The sequence below is a fragment of the Burkholderia sp. BCC1638 genome, assembly GCF_902833195.1.
GTDB classification, from domain to species: Bacteria; Pseudomonadota; Gammaproteobacteria; order Burkholderiales; family Burkholderiaceae; genus Burkholderia; species Burkholderia diffusa.
The window spans coordinates 25,824-46,771 of the sequence record NZ_CADFEC010000026.1 but is presented as its reverse complement, the minus strand read 5'-3'; the positions used below and the strand labels follow the sequence as shown (position 1 = coordinate 46,771).

Here is a 20,948-nt window from a genome sequence, read left to right as displayed (position 1 = left end):
CTCCGGCATGCGCGCGACCGGCACCTGAAACGATACGGAGATTCCCATGTCAACGACCCGCAACACGACCGGCTGGCTCGCCGTGCGCCGCGAGCTGACGGCTCGCGGCAAATGGACGCTCGGCCTGGCGTCCTTCCTGCTGCCGTTCGCCGTCTGGTGCCTGATCAGCTATGTGCCGTTCGTCTGGCATCCGCAAATGCGCATCACGAATCCGGGAAGCGTCGACTATTTCCAGACCGGCATGCAGATCGACCGCGACGTGTTCGACGACGAGCTTGCGCATGCGCGCGCGACGCACGCGGCCGTGCCCGAGGGCGTGCGCGCGAACCCGGTGTACCTGCCTGCACCGCACGCGGTGCTGCGCGCGTTCTACACGGCGTTCACGACGCCGCCCGCATCGCGCGACGGCGTGTGGCTGCACGAGAGCCTGTGGCACAGCATCCGGATCATCTTCTGGGGCTTCGTGATCTCGTCCGCGATCGGCGTGCCGCTCGGCATCGTCTGCGGCACCTTCAGCGCGCTCGCGCGGCTGCAGGAGCCGTTCCTGGAGTTCTTCCGCTACCTGCCGGCGCCGGCGTTCGGCGCGCTGATGGTCGCGATCCTCGGCATCTACGACGCGCCGAAGGTCGCGATCATCGTGATCGGCACGCTGTTCCAGCAGGTGCTGATCGTCGCGAACACGACGCGCAAGCTCGAATACGGGCTGTTCGAGGCCGCGATGACGCTCGGCACGAGGAAGCTTCAGCTGCTCACGCACGTCGTGATTCCGGGCGTGCTGCCGGACCTGTATCGCGACCAGCGGATCCTGCTCGGCTGGGCGTGGACTTACCTGATCGTCGCCGAACTCGTCGGCACGAGCTCGGGCATCACGTGGTACATCAGCCAGCAGGCGCGCTACCAGCATTTCGACAACGTATACGCGGCAATCCTGATGATCGGGATCATCGGTCTCGGCACCGACATCGCGCTCGGACTGCTCGGCCGCAAGCTGTTTCCGTGGGATCGCACGCTGAAGGCGTGACGCCCGTTGACGCGCATCCATCGACCGATTTCCGTAGAGGGCATCATGCAGAATCCGCAAGCCGTTCCCGATTACCTGATTCAATCCGACGCGGTGCGCGAGCGCTTCGCGCGGCTCAAGGACCGCGACGTGATTCTCGACGTGCGGCATGTCGGCAAGCGTTTCGCGACGCCGCAGGGCGAGTGCGTCGCGCTCGACGACATCAGTTTCCGTACCCACCGGCGCGAGTTCGTGTGCGTGATCGGCCCGTCCGGCTGCGGCAAGTCGACGCTGATTCGCATCCTGGCCGGGCTCGAGGCGCAGACGAGCGGCGAGGTGTTGCTGGACGGCAAGCCCGTGCAGGGGCCGGGCGCCGATCGCGGGATGGTGTTCCAGGGCTACACGCTGTTTCCGTGGCTCACCGTGAAGAAGAACGTGATGTTCGGCCTCCGAATGAATGGCAGCAGCGGCAGCGAAGCCGAGCGCGAGGCGCTGCAATGGCTCGATCTGGTCGGGCTGACGCGTTTCGCCGACGTGTATCCGCATCAGTTGTCGGGCGGCATGAAGCAGCGCGTGGCGATCGCCCGCGCGCTCGCGAACCGTCCGCGCATCCTGTTGATGGACGAGCCGTTCGGCGCGCTCGACGCGCAGACGCGTGCGCGGATGCAGACACACCTGCTCGACATCTGGCGCAATATCGACGTGACGATCCTGTTCATCACGCACGATCTCGACGAGGCGATCTTCCTGGCGGACCGGATTCTCGTGCTGAAGGCGAACCCGGGCGGCGTGCAGGAACTGATCGAGGTGCCGGTGGCGCGGCCGCGGGATTATTCGCAGGTCAATACGCCCGAATTCGTCGCGACGAAGGCGCGGCTCGAAGCGCTGATCCATCCGAAGGAGGAGGTGGCGGACGACGAAGGCGTGAAGCCGCACATGATCCGGATGACGGACGTTTCGGACAATGTCGAGTAGCGGGAGCGCCGGGCATGCATATGTGCCCGTGATGACGTACGGATCGAGATCGAGTGCGAACTTATAGCGTCAGCGGTCTCGGTCCGGATTTTCCATTAATCGAGCCGGGTGGCGTGCGGGGTGAAATAATGCCGTTAAAAGTGCGTTTAAATAATGTCGGGATTATGGGCTGGTCGCGTGAGTCTTTTTGTTTCGATTTGGTATGAGGTGTAAAGGTTAATTTACACAATTACGCATCGAGGTAATGGATTCGTGTCGGAGACGGTGGCGTTAATAAAAAATGCTAATAAAATGGTCGAACATTTCACGTTCCCGCGAATCCTTGAGGGGCGTGCTCATGGTGCGTTGATTTATCCTTGGTGAGAATGATGCGGAATACAGGATCAATCATTGGTATTGTTTTGGTAAGCTGGGGATTTTATAAAAAATAATCGAGAACTGTCATCGTTTACAGGTTCATTGGATTAACTGAGCGGTGTAAATTTAAATCGCGGGACAACTTGATGTTTCAAGGTTTCGTGACGAATCTATCACCCGATCGGTGATTGAAGGTCGTATGAAACAGTCCGCGCACCGGCCGCCCCATTTACCTGAACGGGAGTTCCTATGTCACGCGTTACCGATGTGCTCGTCTCGATCGATACCGAAACGATTCTCCAGAAATATCCGAATCCCAGCCGGGATCCGAAAAACCCGACGCTGATTGACTGGAAGCACGTGTACATGGTCACGAACCAGGACAACGTCGTCTCCGGGCAGGCGGGCGGCGAACTCGACCTGAGAGCCCAGGTCGGCGACCTGATCCGTTGGCGCGAAACGAGCCTGTCCCTGGGTTTCGAGAAGCAGGTGGTCTTCTACGGCTTCATCGCCAACCAGGGCAAGGACCTGATTTCGACGCCGACGCCGCGCAAGGCCACCGCATCGGTCCCGATTCCGAATCCGAGCTCGCCGTCGACGCCGACCTGCCAGAAGGTGGACAACTACTACTGGTCGTCGGAAACGCTGTCGGAAGGCCGCGTCACCTATCACTTCTACTTCCAGATCATCGACCGCAACTGCCAGTCGCTGGGTTGCTATCAGTGGGATCCGTTCATCTCGATCCACAACTGATCTCGGCAGGCGGGCGGCCGCACGGCGGTCGTCCGCGTCATATTCCCGTTCCGGAGGACGTGCCATGTCTGGTCTTCGTTGCGATGTGCTCGCGATCGTCGATGCCGTCACGCTGCTGTCGACCTATCCCGATGCGAGCCGGAACGCCGATACGCCGACGGTGATCGACGGCCGGCACATCTACGTGGTGAGCCCCGGCGACGCCGGGCCGCTCGGCCGCAACGACAGCCGGCTCTTTGCCGGCCTGTCGCCTGGCGACCAGCTCCGCCTGCGCGAAACGGCGCTGGCGCTGCGTGCCGAAGCGAGCGTGCTGTTCATCCGGTTCGCATTGAAGGACGCGGGCATCGTCGCGCCGATCGAACCGGAGGTGCGCGACGCCGCGACGCCGGTGCCGTCCGACGACGACCTGCTCCATCCACAGTGTCGGCCGATGCCGGATCACTACTGGCGCAGCGACGTGCTGGCCGCGGGCGCCACCACGTGCACGGCCGATTTCGCCGTGCTGGACCGCGATGGTGCCGTGTCCGGCTATTTTCGCTGGGAGACGTCGATAGAGATCGACAAGGGCGGGGCGGATTCGTAGCAGTCCGATTTCAGGCCGTCGTCGGGCCGCGACGGCAACGTCAACCTGGCACCCCGATACCGGCGTCCCGGCGATTTTCCGCGCGAATGCCGCGTTCAAGCAGGACACCGAACCGTTTGGCGCGCGGGCCGCACGCGTTTCATGGACGGCCCGCCCGAATCAGTTTCGCTCCTGTTCCAGCCAGCGTCGTTGCGATGCGTAAAGATGCGTGCGCATGGCCGCCTGGGCCATCAGTACCTCGCCGTTTTCCAGCGCGTGAAGAATGGACTCGTGTTCGTCGAACGCCTTTGCCCATGTCTGCCTGCTTTCGGTGCGCGCGCTGACGCGCGACGAGATCGGACTGTGGCGTCCGTCGAACAGCTCGCCCACCAGCCTGACCAGCACCGAATTGCCGGTCATCGCTGCAATCGCGACGTGAAATTCGCGATCGTGCTGCAGCGGGGATCGGCCTTCCGCGATGGCGGACCGCATCGCCTCGACCGCGCGGCGCACCGGCGCCAGCCGTTCGGGCGTCGCATGTGCGCATGCGAGTTCGACGACGCTGCCTTCCAGCGCGGCGCGGGCGCTCGTCAGTTCGATCGGATTTTCGCCCAGCGGTGTCACCGCGGTATGCGACGCCTTCGCGGGAGGGCAAACGAATACGCCGGAGCCCATCCGGACTTCGACGATGCCCTCGATCTCCAGCGCAATGAGCGCCTCGCGAACCGACGGGCGTGATACGCCCAGCTGCTGAGCCAGATCCCGTTCGGGCGGCAGGCGTTCTCCGTCGGCGAACCGCCCCTCTTCGATGAGCGAACGAATCTGGTCGGCGATGCGCTGATACAGGCGGCGTGTATCCACCTGTTTGAACTGGTCCAGCAATGCTCCCCCTTGCCGCGTTCCGCGGATGTCTGTTCCGAAGCGATCAGTCTACTGCACTTTGAATGGCCTGACCAATTTGTGAGGCGTCGATGGCGTCGCCCGACGTCGTAAGAAGCTGGGCGGGTAAATTGGCCTTACCAAGCGTCGAGTCCTTCAGGATGTCTGTCGATTCCGCATGATGTTCAATAACGAAGAGGCAAGGCAGAGGTATTCGAACCACACGATACGCGCGTGCCACCATGCCTTCTAGGGATTTTCCTTAATATCTCGGTGATTGGCTTGACCAATAGTGGCCAGACCAATAGCCTGTGTGTGGTCAGGCCAATTTGGCAATGGCATGCGCCGTACCATCCTGTTTCATCCATTACCGAGATACCGATGAGAACCGTCATTTGTGAAGAACCCGGCCGTCTGGTCGTTGCCGAGCGCCCGGTGCCGGCCGCAGGCCCCGACGATGTCCTGATCCGCGTGAAGCGGGTCGGCGTATGCGGTACCGACATGCACATCTTCACCGGCAACCAGCCATACCTCGCCTATCCCAGGGTGATGGGGCACGAGCTGGCCGGTGTCGTCGAGACGGCGCCGGCGGGCGCGCGCGTCAAGGCCGGCGATCAGGTCTACGTGATGCCGTATCTGTCGTGCGGGACGTGTGTCGCGTGCCGTGCGGGCAAGACCAATTGCTGCACCCGGATCCAGGTGCTGGGCGTGCACGCCGACGGCGGCATGGTCGAATACCTCGCCGTGCCGCAGGCCTTCGTGTTCGCGGCCGACGGCGTCACGCTCGACCAGGCCGCGATGATCGAATTCCTCGCGATCGGCGCGCACGCGGTTGCGCGGGCCGAGGTCCGGTCCGGGCAACGCGTGCTGGTCGTCGGCGCGGGGCCGATCGGCATGGCCGCGCTGATCTTCGCCACGCTGCGCGGCGCGCGGGTCAGTGTGCTCGACGGCCGCGCGGACCGGCTGGCGGTTTGCGCGACGGCGCTGGGCGCGTACGCCACCGTGCCGCTTGACACGAGCGGGGCGGGCGCCGACGTCGAGCGCCTCGCGGCGCTGACCGGCGGCGAATTCTTCGACGTCGTGTTCGATGCCACCGGCAATCTCGCGGCGATGGAGCGCGGCCTGGACTTCGTCGCGCACGGCGGCAAGTACGTGCTGATTTCGCTCGTGAAGGGCCGCATTTCGTTCTCCGATCCGGAATTCCACAAGCGCGAGACGACACTGCTCGCGAGCCGCAACGCGACGCCGGCCGATTTCGAAACGGTGCTCGACGCAATGCGTGCGGGGCGGGTGCCGACCGACGCGCTGAAGACGCACGCGCTGACGCTCGCGGACCTGCCCGACCGGTTCGCGGAACTCCTCGAACCGGACGCCGGCGTGATCAAGGCACTCGTCGAATGCTGAACGCGGAGCGCGAACCGATGGGCAATCCGGTCCTGCAGTTCGGCACCAGCCGCTTCCTCCAGGCGCACGTCGACCTGTTCGTGTCGGAAGCGCTGGCCGCCGGCCGCGCGCTCGGCGCGATCACGGTGGTGCAGACGACGTCGAGCGCGGAAAGCCGCGCGCGCATCGATGCGTTGCGCGCGAGCGGGCGCTACCCGGTGCGGATTCGCGGCCGGCGGCACGGCGAGACGATCGATCGCGAGGTCGAGTGCACGGCGATCACGGAAGCGTTGCATGCGGCGGACGACTGGACGAGGTTGCGCGAGCGCGTCGCAGGCGAGGTCCGGACCATCGTGTCCAACACCGGCGACAGCGGCTATGCGCTGTTCGGCGACGACGGGGCCGAGCTTCTGGCCGGCCACCGCGCGCCGCGCGGTTTCGCGGCGAAGCTCGCGGTGCTGTTGCACGAGCGGTTCCGCGCGGGCGGGGCGGCCGTCACGCTGCTGCCGTGCGAACTCGTCGCGCGCAATGGCGACACGCTGCGCGACCTGGTCATCGCCGTCGCGCGGGGCTGGCGCGCGGACGCGGCGTTCGTCGATTACCTGATCGACGGCTGCGTGTGGGTCAACTCGCTCGTCGACCGGATCGTGTCGGAGCCGATTCACCCGGTCGGCGCGATCGCCGAACCGTATGCGTTGTGGGCGGTGCGGCGCACGGCGGGGATGACGCTGCCGTGCGAGCACCCGGACATCGTCGTGACCGACGATCTCGAACGCTACGAGCGCCTGAAGCTGCTGCTGCTCAATCTCGGGCATACGGTGCTCGCGGAGCAATGGCGCACGCGCGGCGGCGCGCCTGACATGACGGTTGGCGCGGCGATGGACGATCCCGCGTACCGCACGCCGCTCGAGGAGGTGTGGAGCGACGAGGTGATGCCGGTGTTCGATGCGCTCGGCGAGCGCGACGCGGCGCTGGCCTACCTCGATGAGGTGCGCGACCGCTTCCTGAACCCGTTCCTTGCGCACCGGCTGGCCGATATCGCGGGCAATCACGACATGAAGAAGACACGGCGTCTGCGCCCGGTGGTCGACATGGCGCGCGCGCTGAAGCTGCCGGTCGCGCAGCCGTACCTGATCGCGGCGCTCGGGTGAGCGGGCGTGCGGGCCGGCACCCGGCGAAGTGAAATCAAATGAAATGGAATGGAGACACGCAACGATGACGACACGCATTATCGATGTGCAGGTACGTGACATTCGCTTTCCGACGTCCAGGAGCATGGACGGCTCGGATGCAATGAACGGCAACTCCGACTATTCGGCGACCTACGTGACGCTCGTCACCGATGCTGGCGACGGTCTTCGCGGGCACGGGCTGACGTTTACGATCGGTCGCGGCAACGAGCTGTGCGTCGAGGCGGCGCACGCGCTCGCGAAGCTGTTCGTGATCGGCCGGTCGCTCGACGAGATCACGGCCGATTTCGGCGCGTACTGGCACGAAATGGTCGCGGGCGATTGCCAGTTGCGCTGGGTCGGCCCGGAGAAGGGCGTCGTGCATCTTGCGACGGCCGCGCTGATCAACGCGATCTGGGATCTCTGGGCGAAGACGGCGCGCAAGCCGGTCTGGAAATTCCTGGTCGACATGCCGCCCGAGCAACTCGTGAACTGCATCGACTTCACGTACATCGACGACGTGCTGACGCGCGACGAGGCCGTCGCGATGCTGCGCCGGGCCGCGCCGGGCAAGGCGCAGCGCGAGCGGGAGATGCGTGAGCACGGCTTTCCCGGATACACGACCGCGGCCGGCTGGCTGGGTTATTCCGAGGAGAAGATGCGCGCGCTCGCACGCGCCGCGGTGGCGGACGGATGGACCCACCTGAAGCAGAAGGTCGGCGCGGATCTCGAACAGGACGTGCGGCGTGCACGCATTCTGCGCGAAGAACTCGGCTGGGAGCGCAAGCTGATGATGGACGCGAACCAGAACTGGGGCGTCGACGAGGCGGTCGCGAACATGCGGGTGCTCGCGCGGTTCGATCCGTGGTGGATCGAGGAGCCCACCAGCCCGGACGACATTCTCGGTCATGCGGCGATCCGGCAGCGGATCGGGCCGATCGGTGTCGCGACCGGCGAGCATGCGCACAACCGCGTGATGTTCAAGCAGTTCTTCCAGGCCGGCGCGCTCGATTTCTGCCAGCTCGATCCCGCGCGGCTCGGCGGGCTCAACGAAGTGCTCGCCGTTGTGCTGATGGCCGCGAAGTTCGGCGTGCCGGTGTGTCCGCACGGCGGCGGTGTCGGCCTGTGCCAGTACTCGCAGAACATCGTGATGTTCGACTACATCGCAGTGTCGGGCTCGCTGGAGCGGCGCGTGCTCGAATACGTCGACCATCTTCACGAGCATTTCGAGGCGCCGATCGTGATTCGCCGCGGGCGCTACATGCCGCAGGAGGCGCCGGGTTACGGCGTCACGATGAAGCCGGCTTCGCTCGATGCATTCGCGTACCCGGACGGGCCCGAATGGCGAGCGTAATCGAACAGGCATCACGATAAGAACCGAACCGGAGACAACGATGAATCACGATCCGCAGCAATCGCAGCACCTTGCCACGGCGGTCAGGAAGGCCGCCATCCGGCTCCTGCCGTTCCTCACGCTGATGTACGCGCTGGCCTTCATCGATCGCGCGAACGTCGGCTTCGCGAAGCTCGCCTATCAGGCCGACACGGGCTTGAGCGATGCGGCATTCGCATTCGGCGCCGGCATTTTCTTCATCGGTTATGCATTGTTCGAAGTGCCGAGCAACCTCATCATGAATCGCATCGGCGCACGCGTGTGGATGAGCCGGATCATGGTGACGTGGGGGCTCGTCTCGGCGTCGATGATGTTCGCGCATACGCCGACGCAGTTCTATACGATCCGCTTCCTGCTCGGCGCGGCGGAGGCCGGATTCTTTCCCGGGATCATCCTGTATCTGACCTACTGGTTTCCCGCGAAGGGGCGCGCCCGCGCGCTCGGATTGTTCTACTTCGGCGTGCCCATCGCGATGCTGATCGGCAATCCGCTGTCGGGCTTCCTGCTGCAGATGCATGACATGTTCGGTCTGCGGAACTGGCAATGGATGTATCTGGTCGAGGGGCTGATGGCGACCGTGGTCGGCGTGATCGCGTTCTTCTACCTGACGAGCCGGCCGAAAGACGCGCGCTGGCTGACCGACGACGAGAAGCGCGCATTGTGCGACACGCTCGACGCGGAAGAGCGCGCGAAATCGCGACACCTGTCCGCGACGGTGTTCGGCGTGCTGAAGGACCGTTGCGTGCTGACCTTCATTGCCGCGTACTTCTGCATCCAGATCGGCAATGCGCCGCTCGCGTTCTACCTGCCGTCGAAATTCGCCGCGACGATGGGCACCCAGATCGATGGAAAAATCGGATTGCTGCTGATGATTCCGTGGCTGTGCACGATTGCGGCGATGATCGTCGCGACGCGCTTCGCGGATCGTCACGACAACCATCTGCAGGTCGCGACCGGCATGCTGACGGTCGGGATTCTCGCGTTCGCATCGATATCCGTGATCAACACGCCGGTGCTGGCGCTGCTCGCCTTCTGCATCGCGATCCCGGGGCTGGTCGCGTGCCAGCCGGTGTTCTGGTGCCTGCCGACGCGCTATCTCGGCGGGACGGGCGCCGCGAGCGGCATTGCGTTCATCGTGTCGATCGGCAATCTCGGCGGCTTCGTGTCGCCGCAGATCAAGGCGTTCGCGGATGCGGCGTCGCACGATTCGCGCACCGGCTTCGTGGTGGTGGCCGCGTTGTGTTTCGTCAGCGTGCTGCTACTGCGCTCGCTGCGCGGCATGGGGCACGCGGGCGCGGAAAGCGCGCCGGGCGGCGCGCGGGCCGGCTCGCATCGCTGAAGCGTTCGCCGGCGCGCCGCAAGGCGGCTTGCCGGCGCCGATCAACCCATCTTCAATCCAGGATCACTGTCATGTCCTTTTCCGTCACCGGGCCGGTCGCGATCCGCCTGCATCCGAACGACGACGTTGTGATCGCGACGCGGCAGCTCGTGTCCGGCGACCTGATCGCGTCCGAGTCGCTCGCTGTGTCCGGGCTGATTCCGCCGGGTCACAAGGTCGCCGTGCGCGACATCGCGAAGGGCGAGCCGGTCAGGCGCTACAACCAGATCATCGGCGTCGCGCGCGAGACGATCGCGCGCGGTCAGCATGTGCACGTGCACAACCTCGGCATGGCCGAGTTCGCGCGCGAGCACGCGTTCGGCGCCGCCGCGAGTCCGACGCGTCTCGACGACACGCCGGCGACGTTCATGGGCATTCGCCGCGACGACGGACGGATCGCGACGCGCAATTACATCGGCATACTGACGAGTGTAAATTGCTCCGCCACGGTGGCGCGTGCGATCGCCGATCATTTCCGGCGAGAGGTGAACCCGGGCGCGCTGGCCGACTATCCGGACATCGACGGCGTGATCGCGCTCACACACGGGCTCGGCTGCGGGATCGATTCGCGGGGAGACGGAATCGCGATCCTTCGGCGCACGCTGGCGGGCTACGCCGCGCATCCGAATTTCCACTCGGTGCTGTTCATCGGCCTCGGTTGCGAGACCAACCAGATCGGCGACGTGCTGCGCGAAGGCGGGCATGCGGATGCCGCGCGCCTGCGCCACTTCACGATCCAGGAGAGCGGCGGCACGCGCAGGACGATCGAGCGCGGCATCGCGATGGTCACGGACATGCTCGCGGACGCGAACCGCGCGGTGCGGGTCGCGATGCCGGCGGCGCATCTCGTGGTGGGGCTGCAGTGCGGCGGCTCGGACGGCTACTCGGGCATCTCGGCGAATCCCGCGCTGGGGGCGGCCGTCGACCGGCTGGTGCGGCAGGGCGGCACGGCGATCCTTTCCGAGACGCCCGAAATCTACGGCGCCGAGCATCTGCTCACCCGGCGTGCCGTCAGCCGCGACGTCGGCGAAAAGCTGCTCGCGCGCATCGCGTGGTGGGAAGCCTATTGCGCACGTCACGGCGCGGCGCTGGACAACAATCCGTCGGCCGGCAACAAGGCGGGCGGGCTCACGACGATCCTCGAGAAATCGCTCGGCGCGATCGCGAAGGCCGGCACCACGAATCTCGTCGACGTATACGAATACGCGCAGCGTATCGATGCGCGCGGCCTCGTTTTCATGGATTCTCCAGGCTACGACCCGATGTCGGCGACGGGGCAGGTCGCGTCGGGCGCGAACCTGATCTGCTTCACGACGGGGCGGGGTTCGGCGTACGGCTGTGCGCCGGCGCCGTCGTTGAAACTTGCGACGAATACCGCGCTGTGGATGCGTCAGGAAGACGATATCGATATCAATTGCGGCGGCGTGATCGACGGCACGTCGAGTGTCGACCAGCTTGGCGCCACGATCTTCCAGCGCATGCTCGACTGCGCGTCCGGTAATCGCTCGAAAAGCGAATTGCACGGCTACGGCCAGAACGAATTCGTGCCCTGGCAGGTTGGCGTGGTCACCTAGCCGCGTGTTTGCCCGCTGCGGCGGGGGTTCCCTCTTCATGTGCCGTGCGATCGAATTCAGGATTTGTCTAGTCATCCTGCCGATTGGATCGTCCGGCATGCACCAACTGCGTGCCTGAATTCCCCGCAACGAGGCACGCCAGAGCCCCTAAATTAGGGGATTTCCCGCGTTTTCACGGTTTTTTTTGATCGCTGCTTGTCTCGCTGTTTTTCTTCTTGCGTGCTTGTATAGACAAATTCCTGAGGCGGCTTGCTGCACCGAAGGGATGACGCACTTCAACGCAAGGAGAACTCTCGTGAACGGCAAGCGCATCAAGTGGGCAATCAGGACGATCGGCGTCATCGCGGCAGCAGCGGCAACGCTCGCCGCACCGGTGCAGGCAAAGGAATGGAAGACGGTGACGGTCGCGCTCGAAGGCGGCTACGCACCGTGGAACCTCACGCTGCCGGGCGGCAAGCTGGGCGGTTTCGAACCGGAGCTGCTCGCCAACGTGTGCGAGCGGATCAAGGTGCAGTGCAACATGGTCGCGCAGGACTGGGACGGGATGATTCCCGGCCTTCAGGCCGGCAAGTTCGACATCCTGATGGATGCGATTTCCATCACGCCGGAGCGCGAAAAGATCCTGTTGTTCTCGCGTCCGTACGCGGCGACGCCCGCGACGTTCGCCGTCACCGATACCAAGATCCTGCCGAAGGCCGCGCCTGGCGCGCCGATGGTGAAGCTGACGGGTGACGCGAACGCCGACAAGTCCACCGTCGATGCGCTGCGCAAGCAGCTGAAGGGCAAGACGATCGGTATCCAGTCGGGCACCGTCTATACGAAGTTCATCAACGACAGCTTCAAGGACATCGCGTCGATTCGCGTGTACAAGACCTCGCCCGAGCGCGATCTCGACCTCGTCGCCGGGCGCATCGACGCGTCGTTCGACGACGTCACGTACTACGCGGCGAACAACACGAAGAAGGACAACGCGTCGATCGTGCTCGCGGGGCCGAAGCTCGGCGGGCCGATCTGGGGGCCGGGCGAAGGTCTCGCGTTCCGCAAGCAGGATGCCGATCTGAAGACGAAGTTCGACACGGCGATCGGCGCGGCGCTCGCGGACGGCACGGTGAAGAAGCTGGCCGACAAGTGGTTCAAGACCGACGTCACGCCGTAAGCGCGCATTCGGCTGCCGCCGCGTGAGCGATTCGAACGACGCGCGGCGGCACGCATCCTGCAGATTGACTCAACGCTTGCCGGGAGGCACGCATGGCGATTCTTGAAATGCTCGGCTTCGGAACCGAAGGCTGGGGCGGTGTGCTGCTGCTCGCCGCGCTGATGACGGTCGCGCTGACGCTCGCCGCGCTCGCGGTCGGCGCCGTGATCGGCGCGGCGATCGCGGCGGCGAAGCTGTCCCGCCACCGCAGCGCTCGCCTGCTCGGCGACCTGTACACAACGGTGTTTCGCGGCGTGCCGGAACTGCTCGTCATCTATCTGTTCTACTTCGGCGGCTCGACGCTCGTCACGGCCGTCGGCCAGTGGTTCGGCGCGGAAGGTTTCATCGGCGTGCCGCCGTTCGTGATCGGCGCGCTCGCGGTCGGGATGATCTCGGGCGCCTATCAGGCCGAGGTGTATCGCGCGGCGGTGCTCGCGGTGTCGAAGGGCGAGCTCGAGGCGGCGCGCGCGATCGGCATGCCGAGCAGCATGGTGCTGCGCCGCATCCTGATTCCGCAGGTGCTGCGCTTCGCGCTGCCCGGCATCGGCAACGTGTGGCAACTGAGCCTCAAGGATTCGGCGCTGATCTCCGTCACCGGCCTCGCCGAGCTGCTGCGCACGAGCCAGATCGCCGCCAATTCGACTCACCAGTACTTCGTGTTCTTCGTTGCGGGCGGTGCGCTGTATCTGCTGATGACGGGCTTGTCGAACCGCGTGTTCAACCGGGCGGAAGCGATCGTCGGCCGGTCGTTCCGCCGCAATTTCGCGCGCAACTGACGGAGAACGTGCATGTCCATCGATTTCGACTTTCTCTTCGATACGCTGCGCCAGCTGCTCGCGGCCGTGCCGACCACGCTCGGCCTGTTCTTCGCGTCGCTTGTGCTCGGCGGCCTGCTGTCGCTCGTGATCGTCACGATGCGCGTGTCGCCGCACTGGCTGCCGAACCGCTTCGCGCGTGGCTACATCCTCGTGTTTCGCGGCTCGCCGCTGCTGATCCAGATGTTCCTCGTGTATTACGGGCTCGGCCAGTTCGGCGTGATCCGCGAAAGCTTCATGTGGCCGCTGCTGCGCGAGCCGTACGTGTGCGCGGTGCTGTCGCTCGCGCTGTGTACTGCAGGCTACACGGCCGAAATCCTGCGCGGCGGTTTGATGGCCGTGCCGGTCGGGCAGATCGAGGCCGGTTATTCGATCGGGCTGTCGGGCTTCGCGCTGCTGCGGCGCGTGATCGGCCCGATCGCGCTGCGCCAGTGCCTGCCCGCGTACTCGACCGAGGCCGTGCTGCTCGTCAAGTCGACCGCACTGGCCAGCCTCGTCACGGTATGGGAAGTGACGGGTGTCGCGCAGCAGATCATTCAGCAAACCTATCGGACGACCGAGGTCTTCGCCTGCGCTGCCGTCATCTATCTGACCCTGAACTTCATCGTCGTACGCCTGCTCGGCGCGCTCGAATGGCGACTCTCCGGGCACCTGCGCGCGCCCAAGCCGTCCGGCGCGTCCGTCGCGGCGACGCGCAATCCTCGGCGCGTCGCATCCTGAGCGTCCCCATCCTTTCCAGGAGAATCCGATGAACACCGCTGCTCCCGTCGCGCTGTCGGTCAAGAACATCCACAAGTCGTTCGGCGATCATCATGTGCTGAAAGGCATTTCGCTCGACGCGCACGAGGGTGACGTCATCTCGATCCTCGGCGCGAGCGGGTCGGGCAAGAGCACGTTCCTGCGCTGCCTGAACCTGCTCGAGACACCTGACGACGGCTCCGTCGCGCTCGGCGGGGAAACGCTCGCGATGAAGCGCGCGCGCGACGGCAAGCTGCATCCGAGCGACCGGCGCCAGGTCGACCGGATCCGCTCCCAGCTCGGCATGGTCTTCCAGAACTTCAACCTGTGGTCGCACATGACGGTGCTCGACAACCTCGTCGAAGGGCCGCTGCGCGTGCAAAAGCGCAGCCGCGCGGAAGCGGTCGAGGAGGCAGAGGCGCTGCTGGCGCGCGTCGGCCTCGCCGACAAGCGCGGCTACTATCCGGCGCACCTGTCGGGCGGTCAGCAGCAGCGCGTCGCGATCGCTCGCGCGCTCGCGATGCATCCGAAGGTGATGCTGTTCGACGAACCGACGTCCGCGCTCGATCCGGAGCTGGTCGGCGAAGTGCTGCGTGTGATGCGTTCGCTCGCGGAGGAAGGGCGAACCATGCTGGTCGTCACGCATGAAATGGGCTTCGCACGTCACGTATCGAATCGCGTGATGTTCCTGCATCAGGGCGAAGTCGACTCGGACGGCACGCCCGACGATCTGTTCGGCGGCCAGTGCTCCGAGCGTTTCCGGCAATTCGTGTCGAGCCATCACGACCGCACATCGAACTGAGGCTGCCATGACCGTATTCCGTGCGGCACGGCCGCTCGACTGGCGACAGGTTGCGGCAGTGGCGGCAGGCGAGCCGCTTGCGCTGACCGATGACGCACGCGCGCGTGTCGTCGCAGCACGCGAACTCGTCGACGAGATCGTCGCGCGCGGGATTCGCGCATACGGCGTCAATACTGGCGTGGGCGCGCTGTGCGACGTGATCGTGTCGCCGGCGCAGCAGAGCACGCTGTCGCGCAACATCCTGATGAGCCATGCGGTCGGGGTCGGCATGCCGCTCGGCGCGGCCGAAACGCGCGCGATCATCGCGGCCGCGATCAACAACTTCGCGCACGGGCATTCGGGCGTGCATGCCGATGTCGTCGAACAGCTCGTCGCGCTGCTCGAGCACGATTGCCTGCCGGAGGTGCCGGCGCACGGCTCGGTCGGTTATCTGACCCACATGGCGCACGTCGCGCTCGTCTGCATCGGGCACGGCCATGCACGCCATCGCGGCGAGCGCATTCGCGGCGACGAGGCGCTGCGGCGCGTCGGCCGCAAACCGCTCGTGCTCGGCGCGAAGGAGGGGCTGAGCCTGGTCAACGGCACGCCGTGCGTGACGGGGCTCGCCGCGCTCGCGCTCGCCCGCGCGGAACGGCTGCTCGACTGGGCCGACTGGATCGCGGCGACGAGCTTCGAGAATCTCGGCGGACAGCTCGCGGCATTCGATCCGACCTCGCTCGCGCTGCGGATTTCGCCCGGCATCGGGCACGTCGGCGCGCGCTTGCGGACGATGCTTGCCGACAGCGCGATGCTTGCAGCGGCGAGCGGCCGGCATACGCAGGATCCGCTCAGCCTGCGCACGATTCCGCACGTGCATGGCGCGGCCCGCGACGTGTTCGCGGTGACGGCGGAAGTCGTCGATCGCGAGCTTGCGTCCGTCACCGACAATCCGATCGTTGCCGGAACGCGCGACGCGCCGGCCGTTCATTCGCAGGCGCATGCCGTCGGCGCGGGTATCGCGCTGGCGATGGACAGCCTCGCGGCCGCGATGGCGCAAGTGGCGGCTATCGCCGAGCGGCGGCTGGATCGTCTCGTCAATCCGCTCGTGAGCGGGCTGCCGGCGTTTCTCGCGGCGCCGGGCGGCACGTGTTCGGGGTTCATGATCGCGCAGTACACGGCGGTCGCGCTGGTCGCGCAGAACCAGCGACTCGCGGCGCCGGCGAGCCTCGACGGCGGCATCACGTCCGGGCTGCAGGAGGATCACCTGTGTCATGCGACGCCGGCCGCGCTGAAGGCGCTCGACATCATCGAGAATGCGACGCGCGTGCTCGCGATCGAGCTGCTTGCCGCCGCGCAGGCATACGATCTGCAGGCGAACGGAGCGGCGCCCGCCTCGTCGACCGATGCGCTGTGGCGATATGTGCGCGAACGCGTGCCGGCCTACCACGACGACCGGCCGCTGGCGGACGACATCGCGATCGCCGCCGGCATCGTCGCGGGCGAACCGCCGTCGCTGCGGTAGCGTCGGGCGGCGACTGGCGGATCATCCAACATTCATTCGGTCGAGGGCGCATGAACGAAACGGAACGACAACCTTCCGCACGACCGGCGAGGGCATTGGGCGATGCCGTGCCGGCGCGCGCATTGCCGGCCTATCAACAGATCAAGCGCTACGTCGTCGAGCGGATCGCGAAGGGCGACTGGAAACCCGGCGGCGCGATCCCGACCGAGGCTGAACTGGTCAAGGAATTCGGCGTGGCCCGGATGACCGTGTCGCGCGCGCTGCGGGAACTGACGGCCGAACGCGTGCTGACCCGCATCCAGGGTGCGGGCACCTTCGTCGAGCGCCGGCATTACGAATCGACGGTGCTGGAAATCCGCAACATCGCGGACGAGATTGCCGAACGCGGTCATCGGCACAGCGCGCGCGTGCTGCTGATCGAGCGCAGCGTCGACCCGGACGCGATCGAGGCGCTCGGGCTGCGGTCCGGGCCCGTGTTTCATTCACGCATCGTGCATTTCGAGGAAGACGAGCCGATCCAGTTCGAGGATCGCTACGTCAATCCGGCCTTGTTTCCCGCCTATCTGGAGCAGGATTTCACGCTCGAGACGCCGAACCACTACATGGTGCGACTGGCGCCGATCCAGCACGCGGAGTTCCGGATCTATGCAGAGAAACCCAATGCGCAGGTGCGTCGGCATCTCGTGATGGAAATCGGCGAGCCGTGTCTTGTGTTGAGGCGCCGCACGTGGGTCGGCGAGCACGTCGCCACGTCGGTCAGGCTGTGGCATCCGGCGTCGCGGTTTCATCTGGCGGGGAAGATGTAGGGATGTAAAGGCTGTCTGGCCATTCGTTCTTCCCCTGTCGGCACGCACGAACACGCTTGCCGCCCTGATTCTCCGCAGAGAGTGGCGCATAATGTTTTGAGGTCGACCCTTGGCTGGAAGAGGGTTTTATGCGCTGCACCATTTGCGGGTCCGAGAATCCTCCCGGTGCGAGGTTCTGCCAGGAATGTCAGGCCGCGCTGTCCCGCACGTGTCCGCAATGCGGGCATGAGGCAGCGCCGGCGGCCCGCTTCTGCAGCAATTGCGGAGCGTCGCTGGCACCGCCCGCCGCCGCGCCGTCGTTTGCCCGACCGTCGGTCCGGGAACCGCCGGTCACCCCGATTCATTACACGCCCGATCATCTTGCCGAGCGGATCCGGGCCGAACACGCCGCCATGGAAGCGCGCGGCGAGCCCGCCGGCGAGCGCAAGACCGTTACCGCGCTGTTCGCCGACATGGCCGGGTCGACCGCATTGATTCACGATCTCGATCCCGAAGTGGCGCATCGCCTGATCGTGCCCGTGGTCGAGCTGATGATGGAAGCGGTCCACTATTACGAGGGGTACGTCGCGAAATCGCTCGGCGACGGCATCCTCGCGCTGTTCGGCGCACCGATCGCCCACGAAGACCATGCGCAGCGCGCGCTGTTCGCCGCATTGCGCATGCAGCAGGCGATGCGGCAGCATGGCGACCGCATTCGTTTGCAGGAAGGCATTCCTCTGCAGATTCGCGTCGGCGTTCATACGGGCGAGGTCGTCGTCCGTTCCATCCGCACCGTCGACCTGCACACCGAATACGATCCGCTCGGGCATACGATCCACATCGCGTCGCGGATCGAGGGCATCGCCGCGCCCACATCGATTCTCGTCAGCGAGTCTACCCACAAGCTCGCCGAAGGCTATTTCGAGTTCAAGGCGCTGGGCGCGACACAACTCAAGGGAATTCCCGCGCCGCTATGCGTCTACGAGGTGCTCGGCCTGGGTGCGTTGCGCACGCGCCTGCAACTGGCGGCACATCGCGGTCTCGCACGGTTCGTCGGTCGCGAGACGGAAATGGAGCATCTGAACCGCGCGCTGGAGGCAATGAGGAGCGGGCATGGGCGCGTCGTCGGCGTCGTCGGGGAGGCGGGTGTCGGGAAGTCTCGTCTTTTCCACGAGTTCAAGGAGCGCTCGCGACGTGGCGCGCTGGTGCTGGAGACATTCTCGGTCTCGCACGGCAAGGCGTTTCCCAATCTGCCACTCATCGAACTCCTGAAGAACTATTTCCAGATCACGACGCAGGACGACGAGCGGCGTTGCCGGGAAAAGGTCATCGGCAAGGCGCTCGCGCTCGAGCGCAGTTTCGAAGACCTCGTGCCCTACGTCCTCTATCTGCTGGGAATCGGCGAGGGCGGGTCGGTACTCGTCGACATGGATCCGCAGATCCGGCGCGACCGCACCTTCGACGCGATCAGGCAGCTTCTCGTGCGAGAGAGCCAGAATCAGCCGGTCCATTTGCTGTTCGAGGATCTGCAATGGCTGGACCGCGAAACGGAAGCGTTCCTCACCTACCTGATCGACCACGTGCCGGACGCACGCATCCTGCTTCTCGTGAACTACCGGCCCGAGTATCGGCCCGAATGGGCCGGCGCGGATCATTGCAGCAGGATCCGGCTCGAACCGCTTGGCCCGTCCGATGCGCAAGGACTGCTGACGGTTCTGCTCGGCGAGGATCGCACGCTCGTGCCGCTCAAGCAGCTCATTCTGGAGAAGACGGAGGGCAACCCGTTCTTCATGGAGGAAGTGGTCCAGACGCTTGTGGAAGAGAAATCGCTGCTCGGCGATGCCGGGCGTTATCACATCGTCGAGACCCCGGCGACGCTGCATATTCCCACCACCGTGCAGGGCGTGCTGGCTGCCCGGATCGATCGCCTCCCCATCGAGGAAAAGGAACTGCTGCAGGCGCTCGCGGTGATTGGTCACGAGTTCCCGTTCAGTCTGATCCGGCGAATCTGCGGTGAGGAGCCGGCGCGCGACGACGAACTTCGTCGTCAGCTCGCCCACCTGGAGGCAGCGGAGTTCATCTACGAGCGCCCCGCGTTTCCCGAAGTCAATTACTCGTTCAAACACGCGCTGACCCAGGAGGTGGCCGGGCGCTCGTTGCTGACGGAGCGGCGCACCACGCTGCACGAGCGCACCGCGCAGGCGATCGAGACGCTGTTCCCGACACGCATCGCCGATTACTGCAGCGAGCTTGCGCACCACTACGGTCAGAGCGGGAACATTCCCAAGGCTGTCGAATACCTGCATCGCGCGGCGCAGCAGGCGCTGCGCCATGCCGCCCATCACGATGCGATGAATCACCTGGGAGCGGCGCTTGCGTTGCTGAAGGGTCTGCCGGATACACCCATGCGTGCGCATTGGGAACTGACTTTGCTGCTTTCCCTCGGGCCGGTCCTGATGGACGTGCGCGGGTATGGTGCGACGGAGGTGGGCGCGACCTATACGCGCGCGCTCGAGTTGTGCGATCGCACGGGCGAGGCATCGCAGCGCTTTGCGACACAGCTGGGATTGCGGATGTACCACGTGGTGCGCGGAGAGTACGCACTCGCGACCGATCTCGGCAAGCAGATGCTCGTAACCGCAAGGGATGCGAACGATCCAGGCTTCCTCATCGAGGCGCACAGCGCACTGGGCTCGTGCTTCTTTCTGCAGGGTGATTTCGGCACGGCTCGCGCACACTTGGAACAGGCCCTTGCGATCTACGATCCGGAGCAGCATCAGGCGCATGTGTTCGCACACGGCGTGGATCCCGGTATCCGGGCGCTCAGTTTCCTTGTGCTGACCTTGTGGATTCAGGGGTATCCCGACCAGGCGCTCAAGCGCAGCGTCGAAGCACTTGCGCTCGCACGGAGCCTTTCTTATGGGCCGTCGCTGGCGTTCAGTCTGACCTACACGGCGCACTTGCATCAACTGAGGCGGGAGCCGATGCTTGCCGCCGAGCGCGCGGAAGCGGTCATTGCCGTATCGACCGAGCACGGATTGCCGTACTGGCTCGCGTGGGGGACGCTTTTGCGAGGCTGGTCGATGAGCGCGCAAGGTGACATCCAGGACGGCATCGAGCAGATGCGGCTGGGTCTCGACGCGCAGCGGGCAGCGGGCGGCGAAGATCAGCGGCCTTATTGTCTCGCGTTGCTCGCCGACAGTTGCTGGCGCGCGGGTGACGAGCGGGCCGCCCTGGACATGCTGGAAGAGGCAACGACGATCGTCGAGCACTCCGGCGAGCATTGCTACGAGGCGGAGCTGTACCGGCTCAAGGGAATTTATCTGGCCGGCACGGCGAGCGAGGAGCGGGCTGCCGCCGCACGCGATGACGAAGCGGTTGACTGTTTTCATCGGGCGATCGCGCGAGCGCGCGGGCAGGGTGCCAGAGCACTGGAATTGCGAGCAGCGTCGGATCTGGCGCGGTTGTTGCAACGGCAGGGGAAGACCGTGGAGGCAAGGCAGGCGCTGGCCGACGTGTACGCCAGTTTCACGGAAGGCTTCGACACGCGCGACCTGCGAGAGGCGAAAGCGCTGCTGGATGCACTGGACGCGCGCACAGGATGAACGGACCGGCGGCGCACGACGACCTATCGCGTGACGACGCACCGTCCATGACTTGCCATTGTTCCGTATAGCGAAGAACCAAGG

The 20,948-nt window shown here is 65.3% G+C and carries 17 protein-coding genes; 16 read left to right on the top strand and 1 reads right to left on the bottom strand.

The features are described from left to right. Positions 1–46 precede the first annotated feature (46 nt). The 4 genes from HWX22_RS24675 (at position 47) to HWX22_RS24660 (ending at position 3,668) form a co-directional block, all read left to right on the top strand. The gene (locus tag HWX22_RS24675; protein ID WP_175910253.1) at positions 47–1,021 is read left to right on the top strand and encodes an ABC transporter permease; all 975 of its coding nucleotides are present in this window, start codon (positions 47–49) and stop codon (positions 1,019–1,021) included. Positions 1,022–1,066: 45 nt separating this feature from the next. Then, positions 1,067–1,975 (top strand): ABC transporter ATP-binding protein, encoded by a 909-nt coding sequence (locus HWX22_RS24670; RefSeq protein ID WP_175910251.1) that lies wholly within the window; start codon positions 1,067–1,069, stop codon positions 1,973–1,975. A gap of 606 nt (positions 1,976–2,581) precedes the next feature. Further along, positions 2,582–3,085, top strand: coding sequence for an inclusion body family protein (locus HWX22_RS24665; RefSeq protein ID WP_059525772.1), 504 nt, complete (start codon positions 2,582–2,584; stop codon positions 3,083–3,085). A gap of 64 nt (positions 3,086–3,149) precedes the next feature. Continuing rightward, positions 3,150–3,668: an AidA/PixA family protein gene (locus tag HWX22_RS24660; protein WP_175910249.1), complete on the top strand. Its 519-nt coding sequence runs from the start codon at positions 3,150–3,152 to the stop codon at positions 3,666–3,668. 159 nt (positions 3,669–3,827) lie between these two features. Here the strand turns inward: HWX22_RS24660 and HWX22_RS24655 are convergent, their stop codons facing one another. Next, on the bottom strand, positions 3,828–4,529 hold the full coding sequence (locus tag HWX22_RS24655; RefSeq protein WP_175910247.1) for a FadR/GntR family transcriptional regulator: 702 nt from the start codon (positions 4,527–4,529) through the stop codon (positions 3,828–3,830). Positions 4,530–4,907: 378 nt separating this feature from the next. Between HWX22_RS24655 and HWX22_RS24650 the strand changes: the two genes are divergently transcribed. The 12 genes from HWX22_RS24650 (at position 4,908) to HWX22_RS24595 (ending at position 20,864) form a co-directional block, all read left to right on the top strand. Beyond that, on the top strand, positions 4,908–5,930 hold the full coding sequence (locus HWX22_RS24650; RefSeq protein ID WP_175910245.1) for a zinc-binding alcohol dehydrogenase family protein: 1,023 nt from the start codon (positions 4,908–4,910) through the stop codon (positions 5,928–5,930). A gap of 17 nt (positions 5,931–5,947) precedes the next feature. Next, positions 5,948–7,060 carry a mannitol dehydrogenase family protein gene (locus tag HWX22_RS24645; protein ID WP_175910243.1) on the top strand — a complete coding sequence of 371 codons (1,113 nt, stop codon included), beginning with the start codon at positions 5,948–5,950 and terminating at the stop codon, positions 7,058–7,060. A gap of 64 nt (positions 7,061–7,124) precedes the next feature. Further along, entirely contained in the window at positions 7,125–8,432 is a 1,308-nt protein-coding gene (locus HWX22_RS24640; RefSeq protein WP_175916572.1) for an enolase C-terminal domain-like protein, read from the top strand. Positions 8,433–8,472: 40 nt separating this feature from the next. Then, a complete protein-coding gene (locus HWX22_RS24635; RefSeq protein WP_175916571.1) occupies positions 8,473–9,810 on the top strand; it encodes an MFS transporter in 1,338 nt (445 codons plus the stop codon). Positions 9,811–9,881: 71 nt separating this feature from the next. Beyond that, complete coding sequence (locus HWX22_RS24630; RefSeq protein WP_175910237.1) at positions 9,882–11,423, top strand: altronate dehydratase family protein; 1,542 nt, start codon at positions 9,882–9,884, stop codon at positions 11,421–11,423. Positions 11,424–11,718: 295 nt separating this feature from the next. Next, complete coding sequence (locus tag HWX22_RS24625; protein WP_175910316.1) at positions 11,719–12,579, top strand: transporter substrate-binding domain-containing protein; 861 nt, start codon at positions 11,719–11,721, stop codon at positions 12,577–12,579. A gap of 92 nt (positions 12,580–12,671) precedes the next feature. Then, a complete protein-coding gene (locus HWX22_RS24620) occupies positions 12,672–13,394 on the top strand; it encodes an ABC transporter permease subunit (RefSeq protein ID WP_175910235.1) in 723 nt (240 codons plus the stop codon). A 12-nt stretch (positions 13,395–13,406) separates the two neighbouring features. Then, complete coding sequence (locus HWX22_RS24615; RefSeq protein ID WP_175910233.1) at positions 13,407–14,153, top strand: ABC transporter permease subunit; 747 nt, start codon at positions 13,407–13,409, stop codon at positions 14,151–14,153. A gap of 28 nt (positions 14,154–14,181) precedes the next feature. Further along, positions 14,182–14,973: an ATP-binding cassette domain-containing protein gene (locus HWX22_RS24610; RefSeq protein WP_175910231.1), complete on the top strand. Its 792-nt coding sequence runs from the start codon at positions 14,182–14,184 to the stop codon at positions 14,971–14,973. A 7-nt stretch (positions 14,974–14,980) separates the two neighbouring features. Then, positions 14,981–16,474 (top strand): histidine ammonia-lyase, encoded by a 1,494-nt coding sequence (hutH, locus tag HWX22_RS24605; protein WP_175910229.1) that lies wholly within the window; start codon positions 14,981–14,983, stop codon positions 16,472–16,474. Positions 16,475–16,524: 50 nt separating this feature from the next. Then, positions 16,525–17,280, top strand: a complete 756-nt coding sequence (gene hutC / locus HWX22_RS24600) for a histidine utilization repressor (protein ID WP_059525795.1) — start codon at positions 16,525–16,527, stop codon at positions 17,278–17,280. Between the two features lie 128 nt (positions 17,281–17,408). Then, positions 17,409–20,864: an adenylate/guanylate cyclase domain-containing protein gene (locus tag HWX22_RS24595; protein WP_175910226.1), complete on the top strand. Its 3,456-nt coding sequence runs from the start codon at positions 17,409–17,411 to the stop codon at positions 20,862–20,864. The last annotated feature ends 84 nt before the right edge of the window (positions 20,865–20,948 follow it).